Origin of the sequence: Mariniflexile sp. HNIBRBA6329, assembly GCF_043558645.1 — a bacterium.
In the GTDB taxonomy this organism is placed as follows: domain Bacteria; phylum Bacteroidota; class Bacteroidia; order Flavobacteriales; family Flavobacteriaceae; genus Mariniflexile.
Genome location: NZ_JBIFXS010000004.1, coordinates 252,097 through 269,654, shown reverse-complemented (window position 1 = coordinate 269,654; position 17,558 = coordinate 252,097). Strand labels below are relative to the sequence as shown.

The 17,558-nt window shown below is 34.3% G+C and carries 12 protein-coding genes; 9 read left to right on the top strand and 3 right to left on the bottom strand.

What is annotated here, in order from left to right; all coding sequences use genetic code 11:
- Positions 1-9 precede the first annotated feature (9 nt).
- From ACGK9U_RS07865 to ACGK9U_RS07855, 3 genes are read right to left on the bottom strand one after another with little or no spacing between them, the layout of a single operon-like run.
- Positions 10-3,123 (bottom strand): glycoside hydrolase family 2 TIM barrel-domain containing protein, encoded by a 3,114-nt coding sequence (locus ACGK9U_RS07865; protein WP_394465813.1) that lies wholly within the window; start codon positions 3,121-3,123, stop codon positions 10-12.
- A 20-nt stretch (positions 3,124-3,143) separates the two neighbouring features.
- Entirely contained in the window at positions 3,144-4,289 is a 1,146-nt protein-coding gene (locus ACGK9U_RS07860; protein ID WP_394465812.1) for a glycoside hydrolase family 88 protein, read from the bottom strand.
- Positions 4,290-4,321: 32 nt separating this feature from the next.
- On the bottom strand, positions 4,322-5,671 hold the full coding sequence (locus ACGK9U_RS07855; protein WP_394465811.1) for a BNR repeat-containing protein: 1,350 nt from the start codon (positions 5,669-5,671) through the stop codon (positions 4,322-4,324).
- Positions 5,672-5,980: 309 nt separating this feature from the next.
- On the opposite strand from ACGK9U_RS07855, the gene ACGK9U_RS07850 reads away from it, so the two are divergent.
- From ACGK9U_RS07850 to ACGK9U_RS07810, 9 genes are all read left to right on the top strand, one after another.
- Positions 5,981-7,294, top strand: a complete 1,314-nt coding sequence (locus ACGK9U_RS07850; protein ID WP_394465810.1) for a nucleoside hydrolase-like domain-containing protein — start codon at positions 5,981-5,983, stop codon at positions 7,292-7,294.
- Between the two features lie 121 nt (positions 7,295-7,415).
- The gene (locus tag ACGK9U_RS07845; protein ID WP_394465809.1) at positions 7,416-8,882 is read left to right on the top strand and encodes a nucleoside hydrolase-like domain-containing protein; all 1,467 of its coding nucleotides are present in this window, start codon (positions 7,416-7,418) and stop codon (positions 8,880-8,882) included.
- Between the two features lie 12 nt (positions 8,883-8,894).
- Positions 8,895-10,361 carry a DUF4038 domain-containing protein gene (locus ACGK9U_RS07840; RefSeq protein ID WP_394465808.1) on the top strand — a complete coding sequence of 489 codons (1,467 nt, stop codon included), beginning with the start codon at positions 8,895-8,897 and terminating at the stop codon, positions 10,359-10,361.
- Between the two features lie 28 nt (positions 10,362-10,389).
- A complete protein-coding gene (locus ACGK9U_RS07835; RefSeq protein WP_394465807.1) occupies positions 10,390-11,763 on the top strand; it encodes a glycoside hydrolase family 105 protein in 1,374 nt (457 codons plus the stop codon).
- Positions 11,764-11,783: 20 nt separating this feature from the next.
- Complete coding sequence (locus tag ACGK9U_RS07830; protein ID WP_394465806.1) at positions 11,784-12,461, top strand: response regulator transcription factor; 678 nt, start codon at positions 11,784-11,786, stop codon at positions 12,459-12,461.
- On the top strand, positions 12,458-13,729 hold the full coding sequence (locus tag ACGK9U_RS07825) for a sensor histidine kinase (RefSeq protein WP_394465805.1): 1,272 nt from the start codon (positions 12,458-12,460) through the stop codon (positions 13,727-13,729). The genes ACGK9U_RS07830 and ACGK9U_RS07825 overlap by 4 nt, the downstream gene beginning before the upstream one ends.
- 113 nt (positions 13,730-13,842) lie before the next feature.
- Positions 13,843-14,661, top strand: a complete 819-nt coding sequence (locus ACGK9U_RS07820; RefSeq protein ID WP_394465804.1) for a PepSY-like domain-containing protein — start codon at positions 13,843-13,845, stop codon at positions 14,659-14,661.
- A gap of 55 nt (positions 14,662-14,716) precedes the next feature.
- Positions 14,717-16,108 carry a polysaccharide lyase family 1 protein gene (locus ACGK9U_RS07815; RefSeq protein WP_394465803.1) on the top strand — a complete coding sequence of 464 codons (1,392 nt, stop codon included), beginning with the start codon at positions 14,717-14,719 and terminating at the stop codon, positions 16,106-16,108.
- Between the two features lie 22 nt (positions 16,109-16,130).
- Entirely contained in the window at positions 16,131-17,546 is a 1,416-nt protein-coding gene (locus ACGK9U_RS07810; protein WP_394465802.1) for a nucleoside hydrolase-like domain-containing protein, read from the top strand.
- Positions 17,547-17,558: the final 12 nt, after the last annotated feature.

Sequence of the window (17,558 nt, the reverse complement as noted above, 5' to 3'; positions counted from 1 at the left end):
ATATTTTAATTATTCTGACACAAATTTAATCTGATATGAATAGGTGTATTTCTTATCCTCTAAACGATATTGCTTATGAGGATATGCACCCCAACTTGTATCTCCACCAACCCCTCTTTGCTTTAGATCGATGTGTAGGTATATTTTATCTTTTTCTACAATAATATCTATTGGGTGTGTTTGTGATTTTGTATCGCCACCATCTAAAGCTTCGGCACTCATGTTTAAGGCACTGAAACCTAGTGGTTGTTCGCCTACAATTTGAATACCTTTACTTTGGTTTGTTAAACTCAACCATCTTATATCAGTTTTATAGCCAGCTTCTTGTGGACGAATGTATTCCCATGTATATTGATTTTCAACTTTATCTTTATAAACACCAATAAAGGATGCCGTATTTCTATCAGAATAATTTTCCCAAGGCCCACGCCCGTAATAGGTTAAATTATCATACGTGCCATCTAAAACCATTCGCATTCCGAAACGCGGCAACTCTGGCAACTCTTTTGATGACATATCTATACTAGAAGTAATTTTTATGGAACCATCATTTTGAATTAAATAATCTACCGTGTACGGAACTTCCAATTCTGAAATGATAAACTCAACTTTAACAAGTACACCTTCCTTAGTTTCTTTACCAACAGTAACATTTTCTACTTTCAAATTTTTATGGGCGTTTTTCCATTTTCCCAAACGCTCAGGCATTTTATTACCATAATCATTATCAGTTGGTGCACGCCAAAAATAGGGCTCAGGAAAGTTTCTAATTACCTTATTGTCATCATTAGTTTTTAGTTTATACATAAATAATTTCCCTTGAACCAAATCAAAACTACCCACCACATTACCACTTTCAAACTGTAACGTGTCTCTTACGGTCTTATAAACTAATTTGCCTTTACTTTCAATTTTTTCATCAAAATATGAAGTAATATTTATTTTAAACTGTTCTCTAGCAATTTCATGGTTTGCTGGAATAGTTTTCGTTGTATTCTTAGTGTAGGCATAAACTTCTAAATAATATTCTTTCCTATCTTCCAATTTAGGAAATTGCAGTGCTATTTCTTTTATTTCTTTTGGATTTGCTGAAACTTTAAAAGCCTGTTCTTTAACAACTTCACCATTAGCTTTTAAAAACCATTTAAAATTGTAATCATCTAAATTGGTGAAATTGAATTTATTGGTTACAACCAATGTATGTTCTTTTTTCAAATCGAATTGTATATCTTGATATACTTTCTTAACTTCATAAAGTCCAGGATGCGGCATTCTATCGGCTGTTACTAAGCCATTAGCACAGAAATTTTGATCGTGCTGCAAATGTTCACCACCTAAATCGCCACCATAGGCCCAAAACATTTTACCATCTGCTGTTTCCGTTTTTAAGCCTTGGTCAACCCAGTCCCAAATAAAACCACCTTGCATTTTTTTATTTGAACTAATAATATCAAAATACTCTTGAAAATTTCCGTTGCTGTTACCCATTGCATGCGAGTACTCACACATAATGTACGGTCTTGTTTTTTCTAAATTTTCTGCATATTCTTTCATTTTACCTATACTCGGGTACATAGGAGCAACAATATCGGTATTACTATTTTCATCGGCTTGTTCAAACATTACAAAACGTGTTTTATCCGTTTCTTTCAACCATTTATAAGCATCATAAAACACGGGGCCATTACCACACTCATTCCCCATAGACCAAAGAATGATTGAAGTACAATTCTTGTTCTGTTCTTGCATACGTTTTATTCTATCTAGATGAGCAGGCGCCCATTCTGGCAAATATGCGGGATGAATACTCTTATCAAACCTTCCTTGCTTTTCTGCACCCATGGCATGGGTTTCTATATTGGCTTCATCTACAACATACATGCCCAATTCATCACACAAGGTGTATAAATACGGGTCGTGCGGGTAATGGCTCATCCTTATGGCATTGACGTTGCTTTGTTTCATTAACTTGATATCTTCCAACATGGTTTCCTTATCAGGCGCATGTCCTTTAATTCCATGATGCTCATGCAAGTTTACACCATTTACCATTAAAGGCTGGCCATTAACCATAAGTTGCGAATTTTTAATTTCAACTTTCCTGAAACCTATTTTTTTTGAAATAACTTGGATATCATCTTTATCAGATAATTTCAAAATATATCTATATAAATTAGGTGTTTCTGCACTCCATTTTGTAACATTATTTATAGTTGAAGAAAAGGTAATCTTTGTGTCTGTTTTATTTAATTTTCTTTCTTCAGAATAAACCACTTTATCATTTTTATCTAGTAGACTGATAGAAATTGTTTGTTTTTTAGATGATTTACCTTCAAAATGTATTAAATCTGCATCAATTTTAAAAATTCCATTTGTGTAATTTTCATCTAAATTTGCTTCTGCCGAATAATCCCAAATAGTTGATTTTGGCACCGCTTGTAAATATACGTCGCGTTCTATACCACTTAACCTCCAAAAGTCTTGGTCTTCCAGATAACTACCATCATGCCAACGAAACACTTGAACAGCAAGTACATTTTCTCCTTTAAGTAAATATTTTGTAATATTAAATTCTGCTGCGGTTTTTGAAGCTTTTGTCATGCCAACCTCATTACCATTTAGAAAAATACGGGCATAACCAGAAATGGAACCAAAGTTTATAAACACTTCTTTCTTATTCCAATTTTCAGGGATTGTAAAATGTTTTCTATAGCTTCCAACAGGATTGTAAGCCTCATCTATAAATGGCGGGTTTTTAGGAAACGGGTAAATGATATTGGTATAAATTGGAATATCAAAACCCTGCAATTCCCAATTTGAAGGCACATTAATAGTTTTCCAATTTTTTGTATCTAAATTGGTTTTATAAAAATCCTGTGGCCTTTCGGATGGTTTTTTAACGATGCTAAATTGCCATTCTCCATTCAAACTTTGATACAAACTTGAATTTTCTGGAATATCAATTAGTGCAGATTCTTCATCTTCATATAAAACGAAAGAGGATCTACCACTTTCCTTATTACGGTCAACAATTGCTGGGTTTTCCCATTCGCTAGTCTTATTTTGAGCAAAACTTAAATATGTAAGCGTTAAAAAAAGTGGTATTAAAATTATTTTTTTCATTTATAGTTTAGTTGAATTTATTAATCTAAAAATCGATACATTTCTGAAGCTGCTAATAAAAACGCACCTACACCAAAATCGGCAGTAGAATTAATATCTACAACCTGACCTGGAATTGCTTTTTCGCCTATTGGCTGCACATAACCTACTGCCCCATTTTCTTGTAAAGCAACTTCGATTAAATATTTCCAAGATTTTTTAACCACTGGCAAATAGGTTTCTTTATCTAAAACACCATTATTTATACCCCACAAAAAACCATAAGTAAAAAATGCTGTTCCGCTGGTTTCTGGTCCTGGAGCATGTTCTGCATCCAAAATACTGCGTGTCCAATAACCTTCCTGCTGTTGTGCTCTGGCTAAGGCTTTTGCCATATCTTTAAATCTGCCAATGTATTTTTGCTTTTGGTTTGAATCTGGCAAATCTTGAATAATTTTAGCATACCCTGCAAAAACCCATCCATCGCCACGCGCCCAAAAGTCCTTTTTTCCATTTGCACTTTTATGTTTGGGGTAAACATACTTGGCATCACGATAATAAAGTTTAGCATCTTCATCATACATAATACTATCGGCATAGGATAAATATACATCTAACTTTTCTAAATATTGGGCATTACCTGTAACATTGTACAACTTCGTCATTACGGGCATTACCATATACAAACCATCTGCCCACCACCAATAATCGGTTTTATCGGTACTCATTTCATATTCCATAACTTCACGAGCACGCGCAATTTTACGTTTGTCATTCGCTCCTGTAAAATTGTACAAATCAATATAAGTTTGAAAGCAAATTTGCCAATCTCCAAACAAAACGTGTTTATCTGTTTCTCCGTAATTATACTTCCATTCGGATTTGTTTTGCGACTTAGCACCCATCCATTCATTTTTATTTGCCCAAACCAACGAATAATCAAGATAGTCTTTATTTTGAGTTACTTTGTAAGCCTCCATATTTCCTGTATGGTATGCGCTAACATGCCAAAACGCATTTCCAAAATTTGGATGTGTTTCTTGCCAATGGTTGTTCACTTTATGAATTATTGAAATGACTTCCTTTTTTGATTGATTTATTGCACTTCCCTTTGCAATACTGCCACAGCTAACAAAACCCAATGTTATTAAGATTACAGTTGGAATAAGTAATGTTTTTAAATTCATAGGTTTTCTATTTGATTTATATCTTATATAATTTATTGTTGATACGATGATTCTATCAATTTATTGAGATTTTTCACCCTTAAAATTGTTATTTCGGAAGCTTTTTTTTCAGCAACTCCCTCTCCATCAATTTGAGTTACATTTTGCAAAAAAATGTGGAGCTCCTTTTTGCTTTTCCATAAGGAAATATCGTAATTAGGCTCCCATTGCCCTACTCCATTTTCTGTTAAATCAATTACTTGAAAAGGTGATTTATCATTTAAGAAAGCATATCCCAAAGACACTTTATTACCTCTTTCTTCGTCTCTAAAAAGAATAGATATCAATGTTTTATTATTAACCTCATCAATTAAAATATCTGGACGTGCTATAGGAATTCGTTTTGTGCCACCCCCTCCTAATGTAAAGGGTGTTTTTCTAAAACCTGTGTTCATCTTCTTCCATATACCAGATTCCAAATAAACAACTTGATATTGCGGGATAGTCGATTCGTTCCAATATGTTGCTATGTATGGATTCCCATTAACATCTGTACACATTGCAGTTTGATTAATTAGGTTGCTATTTTGAGGAATTCTCCAAGCAATTTCAGCTGAAGCTAAAGTTATTGGCAACACATATTTTTCTCCTGTAGATTTTTCCCAGGTTTTACCACCATCTTTAGAACGTGCATAACATAAATCATGGTTGGTTTCTACCTCCCAAGTTTCCCTCCAAACCCAAGAAACATGTATAACGCCATTAGCATCTACACATGCCTGCCAATAAGCACTGCGCTTTTCTTCACCGTCAATAAGATTGCTTTGTAATTGTGTCCATTTTTTTGTTCGAACATCATAAGAATTGATAACCAAATTACCTCTTCCAGATTCGCCCGATCTGTAAAAAAATACTAAATTTCCGTTAGGTAAATTATAAAATTCCGGGTAGGTTACTTTTTCTTCTTGAAATGCGGTCATGCTTATTTCATCACCTAATTCTAAGCTTAAAGGCGTTTTGCTTTTGGCATAACGTAGCTTTGTATTATGGTGATCCCAACTTACATGTAAAAACCCATCGCCATCTATTGCTAAACTAATGCTATTATGAGCATCTTTTGTATGGCCTTTGTATGGTGTTTTTTTAATAAACCATTTAGAAGTGTTTACTTTTCTTTTGGCTAAAACTAAGTAACTATCATTGTTATAATATGCCGAAAACTGATAGTTTTTATATGTAGATATTGCATTTTTCCTAAATTTTACAGTATTTACCGAGTTATTGCTCCACCCATTACCTATTACAGTAGATGATATATTTGTCTTACATGCAACCAAAAACATGCAACATAAAACCAATGTTAGACAAAACTTAGACAATAAGAATATTCTATTCTTTTCCAATAATTAATTAGTTAACTTCAATCGTAATATCTATTTTGATTCCATCCATGTTTAACAATAAATATCATGGCTAAAATTACTCAAAATAAAAACAAAAATTGAAAGGGCAAGCTATAAAAAATCAAAAAAACTGGCAACTATACCTAAAACATCTTTAGTTTGTTTTTAGAATTCGGCGCACCATTCCTTTTCATATCTTCTTCATTTATTTATGTTTGTTAATTTTTTTTTTCGTTTATTTTCTTTTTGTTATATTTACAAAGAATTAAAAAAGTTTACTAATGATTTTTAAACTAAAATATGTCAAAAATGCTCATTAATACTTTAATAAGAAAAACAGGCCTAAGTATTATTGGATTCGCAGTTCTATTTGCTTCTGTGCTAGTAATGCATTGTAGCAATACCCAACAGCACAAAATAAAACCTCGTATTTTAATTAGTAGTGATATTGGAGGAACCGATCCAGACGATTTTCAATCTGCCATACATTTATTTATGTATTCCGATTTATTTCAAATTGAAGGACTTGTTTCATCCCCCTTTGGAAACGGTAGAAAAAAAGATTTTTTAGACATGATAGATCTTTACGAAAAAGATTTTCAGCAATTAAAAAAACATAATAAAGACTTACTTGAACCTGATTATCTTAGAAGCATTTGCAAACAAGGAGGTATTGCAAGTGCACCTTTTAAAGGATACAATTCTGCAACTGAAGGCTCTGATTGGATAATTAAATGTGCTAAAATGAAAAGTGAACAACCACTTTGGGTTTTAGTTTGGGGTGGCATTGAAGATGTTGCCCAAGCTTTACACGATGCCCCAGAAATAGAAAAAAACATTAAAGTGTACTGGATTGGTGGTCCTAATAAAAAATGGGGCATTAATGCATATGCATACATTGCAGAACATCATCCAAACCTATACATGATTGAAGCTAATGCCACATACAGAGGTTGGTTTATGGATGATGATTCACCTGAAAACATTAAAGGCGACAAATATTACGACAACTTTATTCAAGAACGAGGCGCTATGGGCAAAGCTTTTAAAAATTATTATAACGGCAACATTAAAATGGGAGATACTCCTTCCCTAGCCTATACAATGAACGGTAATCCTAACGATCCTACAGGCGAAAGTTGGGGCGGTAGTTTTACAAAAATAAACAGAAGTTCCAGATATATTTTTGAAAGAAATACTACAACTTCCGACACTGTTGCCGCCTATGGTGTTATAGAATGGAAATTTAAAGGCCCTGAATTAGACATCCCTAAAGACTCATCATGTTTTACAATAGAGATTTCTAAACAAATATGGCCAGGGTATTATCTTGGTAACGGTGTTTATGGCGCGAGTTACTCATCTAAAAAACCAGAAATTTGCAGCTACACAACTGCAAGTAGCATCCCTGAGCTAAACGAACAAAATGGACAATTTGTTAGTACTGCTCCCTGGCCCGGAAAACCAAATGTTGATGATTACAAACTTGGTAACAATTGGTACGGAGACAAAACAGAACCAGAACTTTTCCTAAAAGATCAACAAGGTGCCAAAACCATATCAAAATATCGTTCAGAATTCCTATTGGACTGGGCAAAACGATGGAAATGGCTTGATAAATAAGTCTAGAATAATTGGGATTATTATTTCAAAAAGAAATAATAAACGAAATAAATAGTTCTATCTAATAAAATGTAATCGATTATTATTTATATTTAAAAACAAACATTCAACAAATAACGACATGAAATATCACCTAAAGTATTTTCTTTTTTTCAATGTTATTTTAAACACCTACTTATTATTCCCTCAAAGCAACAAAATCATTGACAAAACACGAGTTATAATTACAAGTGACGGTGAAATAGATGACGAATGTTCTATGGTACGTTTTTTATTATATGCTAATGAGTGGGATATTGAGGGCATCATCACTTCCAGTTCTCAATACCACTGGCAAGGACACAAATGGGCAGGTGACGACTGGATTGACCCCTATTTAAAAGCTTACACTGAAGTATATCCCAACTTAATTAAACACGATAAAACATACCCTGCGCCTGCATATTTAAAATCAATTAACTTCCTTGGCAATGTTGAATCTGAAGGCGAGATGGAAAAAGTTACGGCTGGTTCACAACATATTGTTAATGTTCTTTTGGACGAATCGGACAATCGGCCTATTTGGGTTCAAGCTTGGGGAGGAACCAATACCATCGCCAAAGCTTTAAAAACAATCGAAGAAGAATATCCTAACAAAATAGCTTATGTAGCAAATAAACTGCGCTTTTTCTTTATCTGGGAGCAAGACAACACGTATCAAACATATATCCGTCCACATTGGGGAAAATACAATATTCAAACCATAATATGCGACCAGTTTTGGGCAGTTGCTTACCAGTGGGATAAAATAATGCCAGAAAATAAAATAAGCTATTTTAAAAATGATTGGATGACGCCTAATATTCTAGAAAATCACGGCCCACTTTGTTCTTTATACGAAGCCTATAAAGGTGGTGACGATAATGAAGGGTTTAGAGCCGAAAACCATAAAAAGAAAGGCGATTTTAGGTCTGAAGGAGATTCACCAGCTTTCATTTATACCATTCCAACAGGATTACGCTCTTTAGAATCTCCTGATTATGGTGGCTGGGGAGGCCGCTATGTTAAAGTACGTGAAAACACTTGGCTCGATCAAGTTCCTGAAGATAATTATACCTATCCAGAAGGGCGTTGGTATACAAGTACAGCCTGGGGTCGGCAATATATGAAAAACATATATCCAAAAAACCAGGATTTAATGAATACCTATTTTAAACCCATTACCCGTTGGGCAGATGTGCTACAAAATGATTTTGCCGCACGTGCCGATTGGTGTGTTAAATCTTATGATGAAGCCAACCATGCGCCAATTGTTAAAATAAAAAACGGAATAGACTTAACAGCAAAACCTGGCGATAAAATAAAACTTAACAGCAAAGGAACTTATGATCCTGATGGCAATAAACTTAGTTACTCTTGGTGGCAATTTAAGGAAGCAGACAGTTACAGTGGGGAAATTCAAATTTTGAACACCAATGATCAAACAACCAAGTTTGTCGTTCCTAAAGATGCTAAAAAAGGAGATACCATTCATGTTATATGTGAAGTAAAAGATGATGGCACACCTCAACTTACTAGATACCAACGGATAATTATAACAGTTAAATAAAAAGTTAATACGATGCTAAAAAACATAAATATTACAATGATTTTATGTGCTACTCTAATATTTTCACTAAAAGCACAAGCACCTTGGCAAGAACACGGAAAACTTGAAGTTTCCACAAACGGACATTATATCCAATATAAAGACACAACTCCTTTTCTATGGATTGGAGATACGGGTTGGGGCATGATTCAACAATTAACAAGAGAAGAAATCGACCAATATTTGGACAGTCGCAAAACATTGGGTTTTACAGTAATTCAAGCTGTAGCACATTGGTCTCCTCATGGTGGAGGCCTAAATAGAAGTCCAGACAATGCTCCTAATGCTTACGGACACCGCCCATTTACTGGAGAAGAAAAATCGCCAAACACATCCGAACCTTTAGTGGTTAAAGGTGGCAGTCTGAGCGCACCAAATGATTATTGGGACCATGTGGATTATGCTATCGAAGCGGTTAAAAAAAGAAACATGTATTTAGCGCTTTTGCCATGTTGGGCTTCACAACTAATTTCGGGCACTGGTGAATATACGGTGGGGGAAGCTAAAATTTATGGTGAGTTTATAGGGCAACGCTATGGAAAAGAACCTCACATTATTTGGGTACTAGGTGGTGACACAAAAGCACAATTTGAGGGGTATGATAAAAATCAAAAATATAGCGAATACGATTATCGCTCCATATACAGAGCCATGGCAGAAGGTATTGTAAAAGGAGCAACGGGCAAAAACCCTTCTTGGAATGAAAAGAATCCAGCATGGGATGCTGTTTTTATGACCTATCACCCAAACGGAGACTCACCTTATGGCTCTTCGCAATGGTTCCATGAAGATGCTTGGCAAGATGTAAATGGCGTAGAAGTTTGGAAAGAAGTGAATGATGTTTACAGAACGATGTTGAATGATTATCAATTGAAAAATCCTGTCAAACCGAGTCTATTTTTAGAAGGGTCTTATGAATATGGTTCTTATCGGCATGAATGTGGTTGGGTAACACCTGTTAGGGTTCGAAGGCAATTTTATCAAACATTTTTTGCTGGTGGAGCTGGTCATACCTACGGTGCAGGACCAATTTGGGCAATGAGAGGAAATGATGGCGACTATAACTGTGGTTATACTTGGCAACAAGCCTTGGATTTCCCAGGTGCTATTCAAGTAGCTTCAATTGGAAAACAGTTTTTAATAGACCATAAGTGGAATGAATGGATTCCAAACGGCAATGTTATTTCAGGGGTTGGTGAAAATGAAAGTTTAAAAACAGCAGTTTCTACAAAATCTGGAGATATGGCCTTGGTGTATTTTTCTAATGACTCACATTGTCGTGTGAAAAATGTTTTGAACAGAGAAGCTAAAGCCTATTGGTTTAACCCTAGGAATGGTGAAATAGAGAAAACATCGTCATTTAACGATAATGAATCCAGAGATATGGTACCACCATCAGATTGGGAAGATGCAATATTGGTACTTAAAACACAAAATTAAAATAACAAGATAAAGTCAATAAAAACAAATGAATAAATTAAAACACCTTGTAATAATACTTTTTGTAATCGTCCAAGGATTCATTCTAAAAGCTCAAGAAAATACTAATACCAGAATTCCAAATTATGAAATCCCTTATGAATTTCCTGAAGTTGAAAACATAAAGGAAGTCTTGAATAGAATCCGAATCTACTACGAAGCATCCAGCCCTCAAAGTATTGTTGATTCTAAAACGGGTAATAAAATAACCAACTTTAAAACATTCAATACAAATGCCGAACCATCCAAAGGTTTTTCAAGTGAATATTCTTATACCCATGGGGTTGTACTTTCTGCATTCGATTATATTGAAAACGTTACGGGAGATAAAGCATTTTTCGCCAACAACATAAAATTCTTCGATTATATAGTTAAGAATCTACCTTACTTTCAAAAAAATTCTGATAAAATTAAAAAAGAGAAAATTGGCAGTTGGGGTCGTATATTAAAATTTCATGCTTTAGATGATTGCGGTTCCATGGGTGCTTCACTCATTAAAACCTATTTAAAGACTAAAAATGAAGAATATCTCCAATTAATAAATCAAACAGCAGATTTCATTTCCAATGAACAATTTCGATTGCCAAATGGCACTTTAGCGCGTAATCGTCCGCAATACGAATCCATTTGGGCCGACGATTTATATATGAGTGTGCCATTTCTTGCTAATATGGGCAAACTTACTGGTGATACTAAATATTATGATGATGCAGTTAAACAGATTTTACAAATTGCAGATAGACTTTATATTCCAGAAAAAGAATTATTCGATCATGGGTGGAATGTAACCTCCGGTGACTATGACCCTCGGTTTTACTGGGGAAGAGCCAATGGCTGGACTTTAATGACTATGGCAGAAACTCTAAGCATATTACCAGAACATTACAAAGGGAGAGACAAAATCCTGCATTTATATCGCGCAATGGTTCGTAGCTTAGCGAATTTACAGGATGGTACTGGATTCTGGCATAATTTGTTGGATAAAAATGACACCTATACAGAGACATCATGCACGGCGATGTTCACGTTTGCCATAGCTAAGGGTATTAATGAAGGTTGGATTAGTCATGTTTATGGCCCCGTAGCACTTACAGGTTGGAATGCCACTAAATCTAGAGTGCTTGAAAATGGAGCTGTAGATGGCACTTGCGAAGGTACCACTTTTGCACACGATAATACTTACTATTATAACAGAGGAAAAAGTATTTATGCAACCCATGGTTATGGCCCCGTCCTCTATGCGGGAGCAGAAATGATTAAGCTATTGCAAAATGATAGGTTTGAAATTCTAAAAGCCAAAGATAATGCTGTAAATAGTACCTATCACTTTCTTTTAAAAAGTGAATGGCCAATAAAAAAATAGTTTGTTTATATAATTTAAAAATGAAAATACTTGTAATAGAAGACGAACCTGAAATGAAAGGAGTGATAAAACAATTCCTTGAAGATGAAAATTATGTGGCTGAAGTGGCTGATAATTTTCAATCAGGGTTGGATAAAATCGTAACCTATGATTACGATTGCATTCTTCTTGATATTACATTACCTGACGGAAACGGCCTCGATTTATTACAAGAATTAAAAAAACTTGATAAGGCAGATAGCGTTATCATTATTTCAGCCAAAGATTCTATTGATGATAAAGTTAAAGGTTTAGATTTAGGAGCCGATGATTATTTAACCAAACCTTTTCACCTTACAGAACTAAATGCCCGAATAAAATCTGTTATCCGTCGAAAAAAAACTGAAGGAAAAAAAATATTAGAATTAGAAAACGTGAAAATAAATATTGAAGATCGTTCTGTTATTATCAATGATAAATCAGTTGAGTTAAATCGTAAAGAATTTGATATTCTGGTTTTTTTCGGCATGAACAAATCTAGAATTGTTAGTAAATCTGCCATAGCCGAAAATATATGGGGCGATTATATAGACCAAGCAAACGATTTCGATTTTATTTATTCCCAAATTAAAAACCTACGTAAAAAGCTGCGGGACCATCATGCTGAAATAGATATTAATTCGGTATATGGAATGGGCTATAAATTGGCCATAAAATGAAACTGATAAACCATACGTTGTGGATACTTTCCGCGATTCTATTTGCAACCGTTGGTTTATGGGCTTTTCTTTTTTATTCACAATTATTAAGTCAAATTAAAACCACTATTGATGAAGGTCTTACCAATCATAAAATAGCCATTATTGACAACTTAAAGGATGAAACCGTTATATCCGAACAAAATAATTTTCTAGATAAAAGCTACATTATTAAAAATGTAAGCGAAGATTATGCGCTTCAAATAACAGATTCTTACAAAGACACCTTAATTTTCTCAACACTTAAAAACAGTAATTATGAAGCACGATTACTAACTACAGCTTTTGTATCTTCTGATGGAAAGTATTACGAAATGAAAGTACTTTCGCATGAATTAAACAAAGGCAAACTAATCAAAAAAATTATTACCTCATTACTTTGGCTGTTTTTGTTTCTATTTATTAGTGGTGTTTTAGTAAATAGATTTGTGCTAAAAAACACATGGAAACCTTTTTATAATTTATTGGAATATTTAAATGAATTTAGACTAGACAAAAACACTTTCAAAGAATTAACCAAAACAAATATTAAAGAATTTGCTTTGTTAAATGAATCTGTTCAAAAACTATTAAATACCAATGTGGATATTTTTAATAGCCAGAAACAATTTATTGAAAATGCATCACATGAACTACAAACACCTTTGGCAATAGGAATAAATAAACTCGAATTGCTTGCTGGAGATTCTGATTTATCAGCTGAACAAATCAAAAAAATAGGGAATATTATTGAATCCTTTCATCGCTTATCTGGTTTAAACAAATCATTACTTCTACTATCTAAAATAGAAAACAAGCAATTTATTACTACCGAGACATTGAGTTTTGACGAAATTATTAGCAGAATCATACAGGATTTTTCAGATTATGCTGAATTTCAAAAAATAAAAATAACCTATGTAAAAGATGCCGATTGGAAATTTAAAATGAATAAAAACCTTGCTGACATGCTTGTTATTAACTTAGTAAAAAACGCTATTATCCATAATAAAACAGGAGGAGATCTTAATATCCATTTAACAGCTTCTTATTTCACCATAAAAAACACAAGTAATTTAACTCAAATGCATATTGATAAATTATTTAAACGATTTAATAAAAATTCTACCAATAAAAATTCCACAGGACTAGGACTTGCTATAATAAAAGCAATTGCTGATGTGTCTGATTTGCAAATTAATTACTCTTATAATCAAAGGCATATTTTTAAAATAAGCAGTAAAAAATAAGCCTTAATCACAATAAAAAGAAATATGCTTTTACAATTTCAGATTCTTTCCAGATTCTTTCCCAATTGTTTCCAATTTCATGTTATTTATTTGTGTCAAATTTTAAAATATAAATGAACCGAATTATAGTAATAACGATACTTCTTCTTTTTGCAAAAATCACGTTTGCTCAAAACATCGATCAAAGTCGTGTACCTGCTGTTGTACTAAATACGTTTCAATTAAAATTTCCTAATGCAGATGATGTTAAATGGAAAAAAGACAAAAATGATTATAAAATATATTTTAAAATAAACAACAAGGAAAACAAACTGACTTTAAACTACAAAGGCAATGTATTAGAACATTCTCAAGATTTATACATAAGCGAAATCCCAAAAGTAGTTTTAGAAACCATTAAATCCAGAGTTCCATATTTTGATATTCAAGATGCCGATAAATATGAAAAAAGCAACAGAATAACCTATGAAATTAAATTCAAAATTGATGGTAAATACCGTTTTTTCTGGATAAATGATAAAGGAGAACTATTAAAATACCGTCAAGAATTAAAAGATAGTGAGATACCTTCAACAATAAGTAACCTCATCAAAAACAACTATGGAAAAATTGACATCGATTATTCCAAATATGTAGAAGAACGCGGTGAAATAATCTATATCGTTGACGGCGAAATTAACGATGAAGACCATAATTTCAGATTCGATGATAAAGGAAATATAATAAAGCATATTCACGATATTAAACACGCCTCAATTCCAGATTCTGTAATAAAAACAATAGCTTCAGAATTTAAAGACTTTGACATTAAAGATGCCGATTTTATTGAAGAAAAAGGGAAAAGCTATTATTATTTAAGAATGAAAAAATCAAAAAACCAAGTATATGTAACTTTTGACGAGAATGGGAAAGTGCTAAAAGTAAAATCATAAAAATACATCAATCAAATATTACAATTTATAACCAAACTAATTAACTATTAACATTATGAATAAGACCGTTTTTTCAACATTAACCGCTTTGTTATTATTTTCGACTGTATGGTCTCAACAATTAGCATTCCCAACCGCAGAAGGCTATGGGAAATATACCGTTGGTGGACGTGGCGGTAAAGTTTTTGAAGTGACTAATTTAAATGATAGTGGTGAAGGAAGTTTAAGGGCTGCAGTTGAAGCATCAGGACCTAGAACTGTTGTTTTTAGAGTATCTGGAACTATAATACTAGAAAGCGCACTAACAATCAAAAATCCATATATCACTATTGCAGGACAAACAGCCCCTGGTGATGGGATTTGTTTACGAAAGTGGCCTTTAGTCATTGGTGCTGATGAAGTCATAGTTCGATACATAAGAGTTCGTTTTGGAAATGAATCTGGTTCAGATGCCGATGCCATTTCAAGCAGATATAATAAAAACTTGATTCTAGATCACGTGTCGGCAAGCTGGAGTGTAGATGAAACCATGTCCATTTATCATTGTGAAAATGTAACAGTACAATGGTGCATCATTTCAGAAAGTTTGTTTAACTCTAACCACATCAAAGGAATTCACGGATTTGGTGGTATTTGGGGATCCAACTATAGTACATACCACCACAATTTAATAGCAAATCATTCCAGTAGAAATGTACGATTTGCCTCAGGTTCCGGCAATACCGATTATAGAAATAATGTTATTTACAATTGGGGCTATCAAAGTGCTTATGGCGGAGAAAACCAACAAAAAGGTAATGATAAATTTAATTTCTCTAACATTAATATGGTTGCTAATTATTATAAACCAGGACCTGCAACACAACCAGGAAATGTTTCCTACCGCATAGTAAATCCATCTCGCCGTGACGTGGTAACTGATTACGGAAAATGGTATGTAGCTGATAATTTTATGGAAGGAAATTCAGATGTTTCTGCTGATAATTGGAATGGTGGTGTACAACCTCAAGGTGGCGATTCAGATCTTGAAATATTAAAAGCAAATAAACCTTGGAACGCCATGAAAATTAACCAACATACGCCACAAGAAGCTTATAAATTAGTACTTCAAAATGCGGGAGCAACGCTTCCAAAACGTGATGCGGTTGATACTCGAATTGTTAGTGATGCTAAAAGTGGTATGGCCACTTTTGAAGGTGCTACTTATAAAGCAACAAAAAAAATGAAAGACACCTCTAAAAAGAGTGGCATTATTGATACACCTAACGATGTTGGTGGCTGGCCAGAATTAAAAAGTGACCCAGCTCCAGTAGATACAGATCATGATGGGATGCCTGATTCTTGGGAAAAGAAAAACAAACTAAACCCTAAAGATCCATCAGATGGAAATAACATTGGTAAAGATGGATACACCATGTTAGAAAAATATTTGAATTCGTTAGATTAACTTCAAATAAAACTTAACTATTATGACTAAACTAATTCAAACCATAGTTCTCTTACTTACTATTGGAACTAGCCTTGTTTCAGCGCAAGAAAAACCTAGATTATTTGTACTTACCGATATAGGAGGCGATCCAGATGACCAAATGTCGATGGTTCGCTTAATGACGTATTCAAATCAAATTGACATTGAAGGTCTTGTTGCCACAGAAGTTGTAAAAACAGTTAATCCTGAGCGTATAGAACAAATAGTTGAAGCTTATGGAAAAGTACGCAACAACCTAGAACTTCATGAACCAGGATTTCCTCAAGCCGAATATCTTCAAAAATATATATCCCAAGGTATTCCTATTGGTGGCATGAATGGTGTGGGTGAAGGAAAAGATTCTCCAGGATCGGAATTATTAATTAAAACGGTAGATAAAAAGGACTCAAGACCTTTATGGGTAAATGTTTGGGGAGGCCCAAGTGTTTTAGCACAGGCTTTGTGGAAAGTTCGTAAAACACGTTCAAAACAAGAACTTGCAAAATTTGTTGCCAAACTTCGTGTGTATGCCATTTCCGATCAAGATAATAGTGGCCCATGGATACGTAAAGAGTTTCCAGAGTTATTTTATATAGTTACCCCAGGTGCCAATGCTGGTGGTGGTTTCCATCATAGCACCTGGATTGGTATTGGAGGCGATAAATTCCATGGGCGCTTTGGTGGGGCGGACTTTGAATTGGTTACCAACGAATGGCTGGAACGTAACATTCGTAAAAAAGGCCCTTTAGGTAAAATGTATCCACATTGGGAATTTATGATGGAAGGAGACACGCCTGCTTTTCTTTACCTTGTAAATAATGGGCTTAACAACCCCGACCATCCTAATTGGGGCGGCTGGGGAGGTCGCTACGAATTATATACACCAAAAACCGAAAAGTGGTTTTATCAACCTGAAACACACCCTATCTGGACAAATGCAGATGATGAAGTATTAGGCAATGATGGCGAATGGCACGAAACTAACCAAGCAACCATATGGAGGTGGCGCGAAGCGTATCAAAATGACTTTGCTGCTCGCATGGACTGGACAATCTTGCCCTTTGACAAAGCGAACCATCCTCCCGAAGTGAAGCTTGAAACTCCCGAATATATCAAAGCTAAAAAAGGCGATCGTATTGAACTTAGCGCTGTGGGCACAACAGACCCTGATGGCGACCCATTATCATACGAATGGTTTTGCTATGAAGAAGCAGGTACACGCGCCATGTCCAATTCTAGAACAGGCATTAAACATGATATCATTGGTTTCGATCAGCAAAAAGCCTCCATCATAGTTAAATCAAGTCGTGTGATGCCTCCCGGTACTGGAACGATGCACATCATTCTTGCTGTTACCGACCATGGATCACCGCGTTTAACGCGATACAAACGCATTATTATTGATGTTGTTGAATAAATAGAAAGCATC

Bases quoted from the DNA above. Each gene is read 5' to 3' on its own strand.
- ACGK9U_RS07815 (WP_394465803.1), top strand. From the start codon at position 14,717: ATGAATAAGACCGTTTTTTCAACATTAACCGCTTTGTTATTATTTTCG.
- ACGK9U_RS07830 (WP_394465806.1), top strand. From the start codon at position 11,784: ATGAAAATACTTGTAATAGAAGACGAACCTGAAATGAAAGGAGTGATA.
- ACGK9U_RS07845 (WP_394465809.1), top strand. From the start codon at position 7,416: ATGAAATATCACCTAAAGTATTTTCTTTTTTTCAATGTTATTTTAAAC.
- ACGK9U_RS07860 (WP_394465812.1), bottom strand. From the start codon at position 4,289: ATGAATTTAAAAACATTACTTATTCCAACTGTAATCTTAATAACATTG.
- ACGK9U_RS07865 (WP_394465813.1), bottom strand. From the start codon at position 3,123: ATGAAAAAAATAATTTTAATACCACTTTTTTTAACGCTTACATATTTA.
- ACGK9U_RS07825 (WP_394465805.1), top strand. From the start codon at position 12,458: ATGAAACTGATAAACCATACGTTGTGGATACTTTCCGCGATTCTATTT.
- ACGK9U_RS07810 (WP_394465802.1), top strand. From the start codon at position 16,131: ATGACTAAACTAATTCAAACCATAGTTCTCTTACTTACTATTGGAACT.
- ACGK9U_RS07820 (WP_394465804.1), top strand. From the start codon at position 13,843: ATGAACCGAATTATAGTAATAACGATACTTCTTCTTTTTGCAAAAATC.
- ACGK9U_RS07840 (WP_394465808.1), top strand. From the start codon at position 8,895: ATGCTAAAAAACATAAATATTACAATGATTTTATGTGCTACTCTAATA.
- ACGK9U_RS07850 (WP_394465810.1), top strand. From the start codon at position 5,981: ATGCTCATTAATACTTTAATAAGAAAAACAGGCCTAAGTATTATTGGA.
- ACGK9U_RS07835 (WP_394465807.1), top strand. From the start codon at position 10,390: ATGAATAAATTAAAACACCTTGTAATAATACTTTTTGTAATCGTCCAA.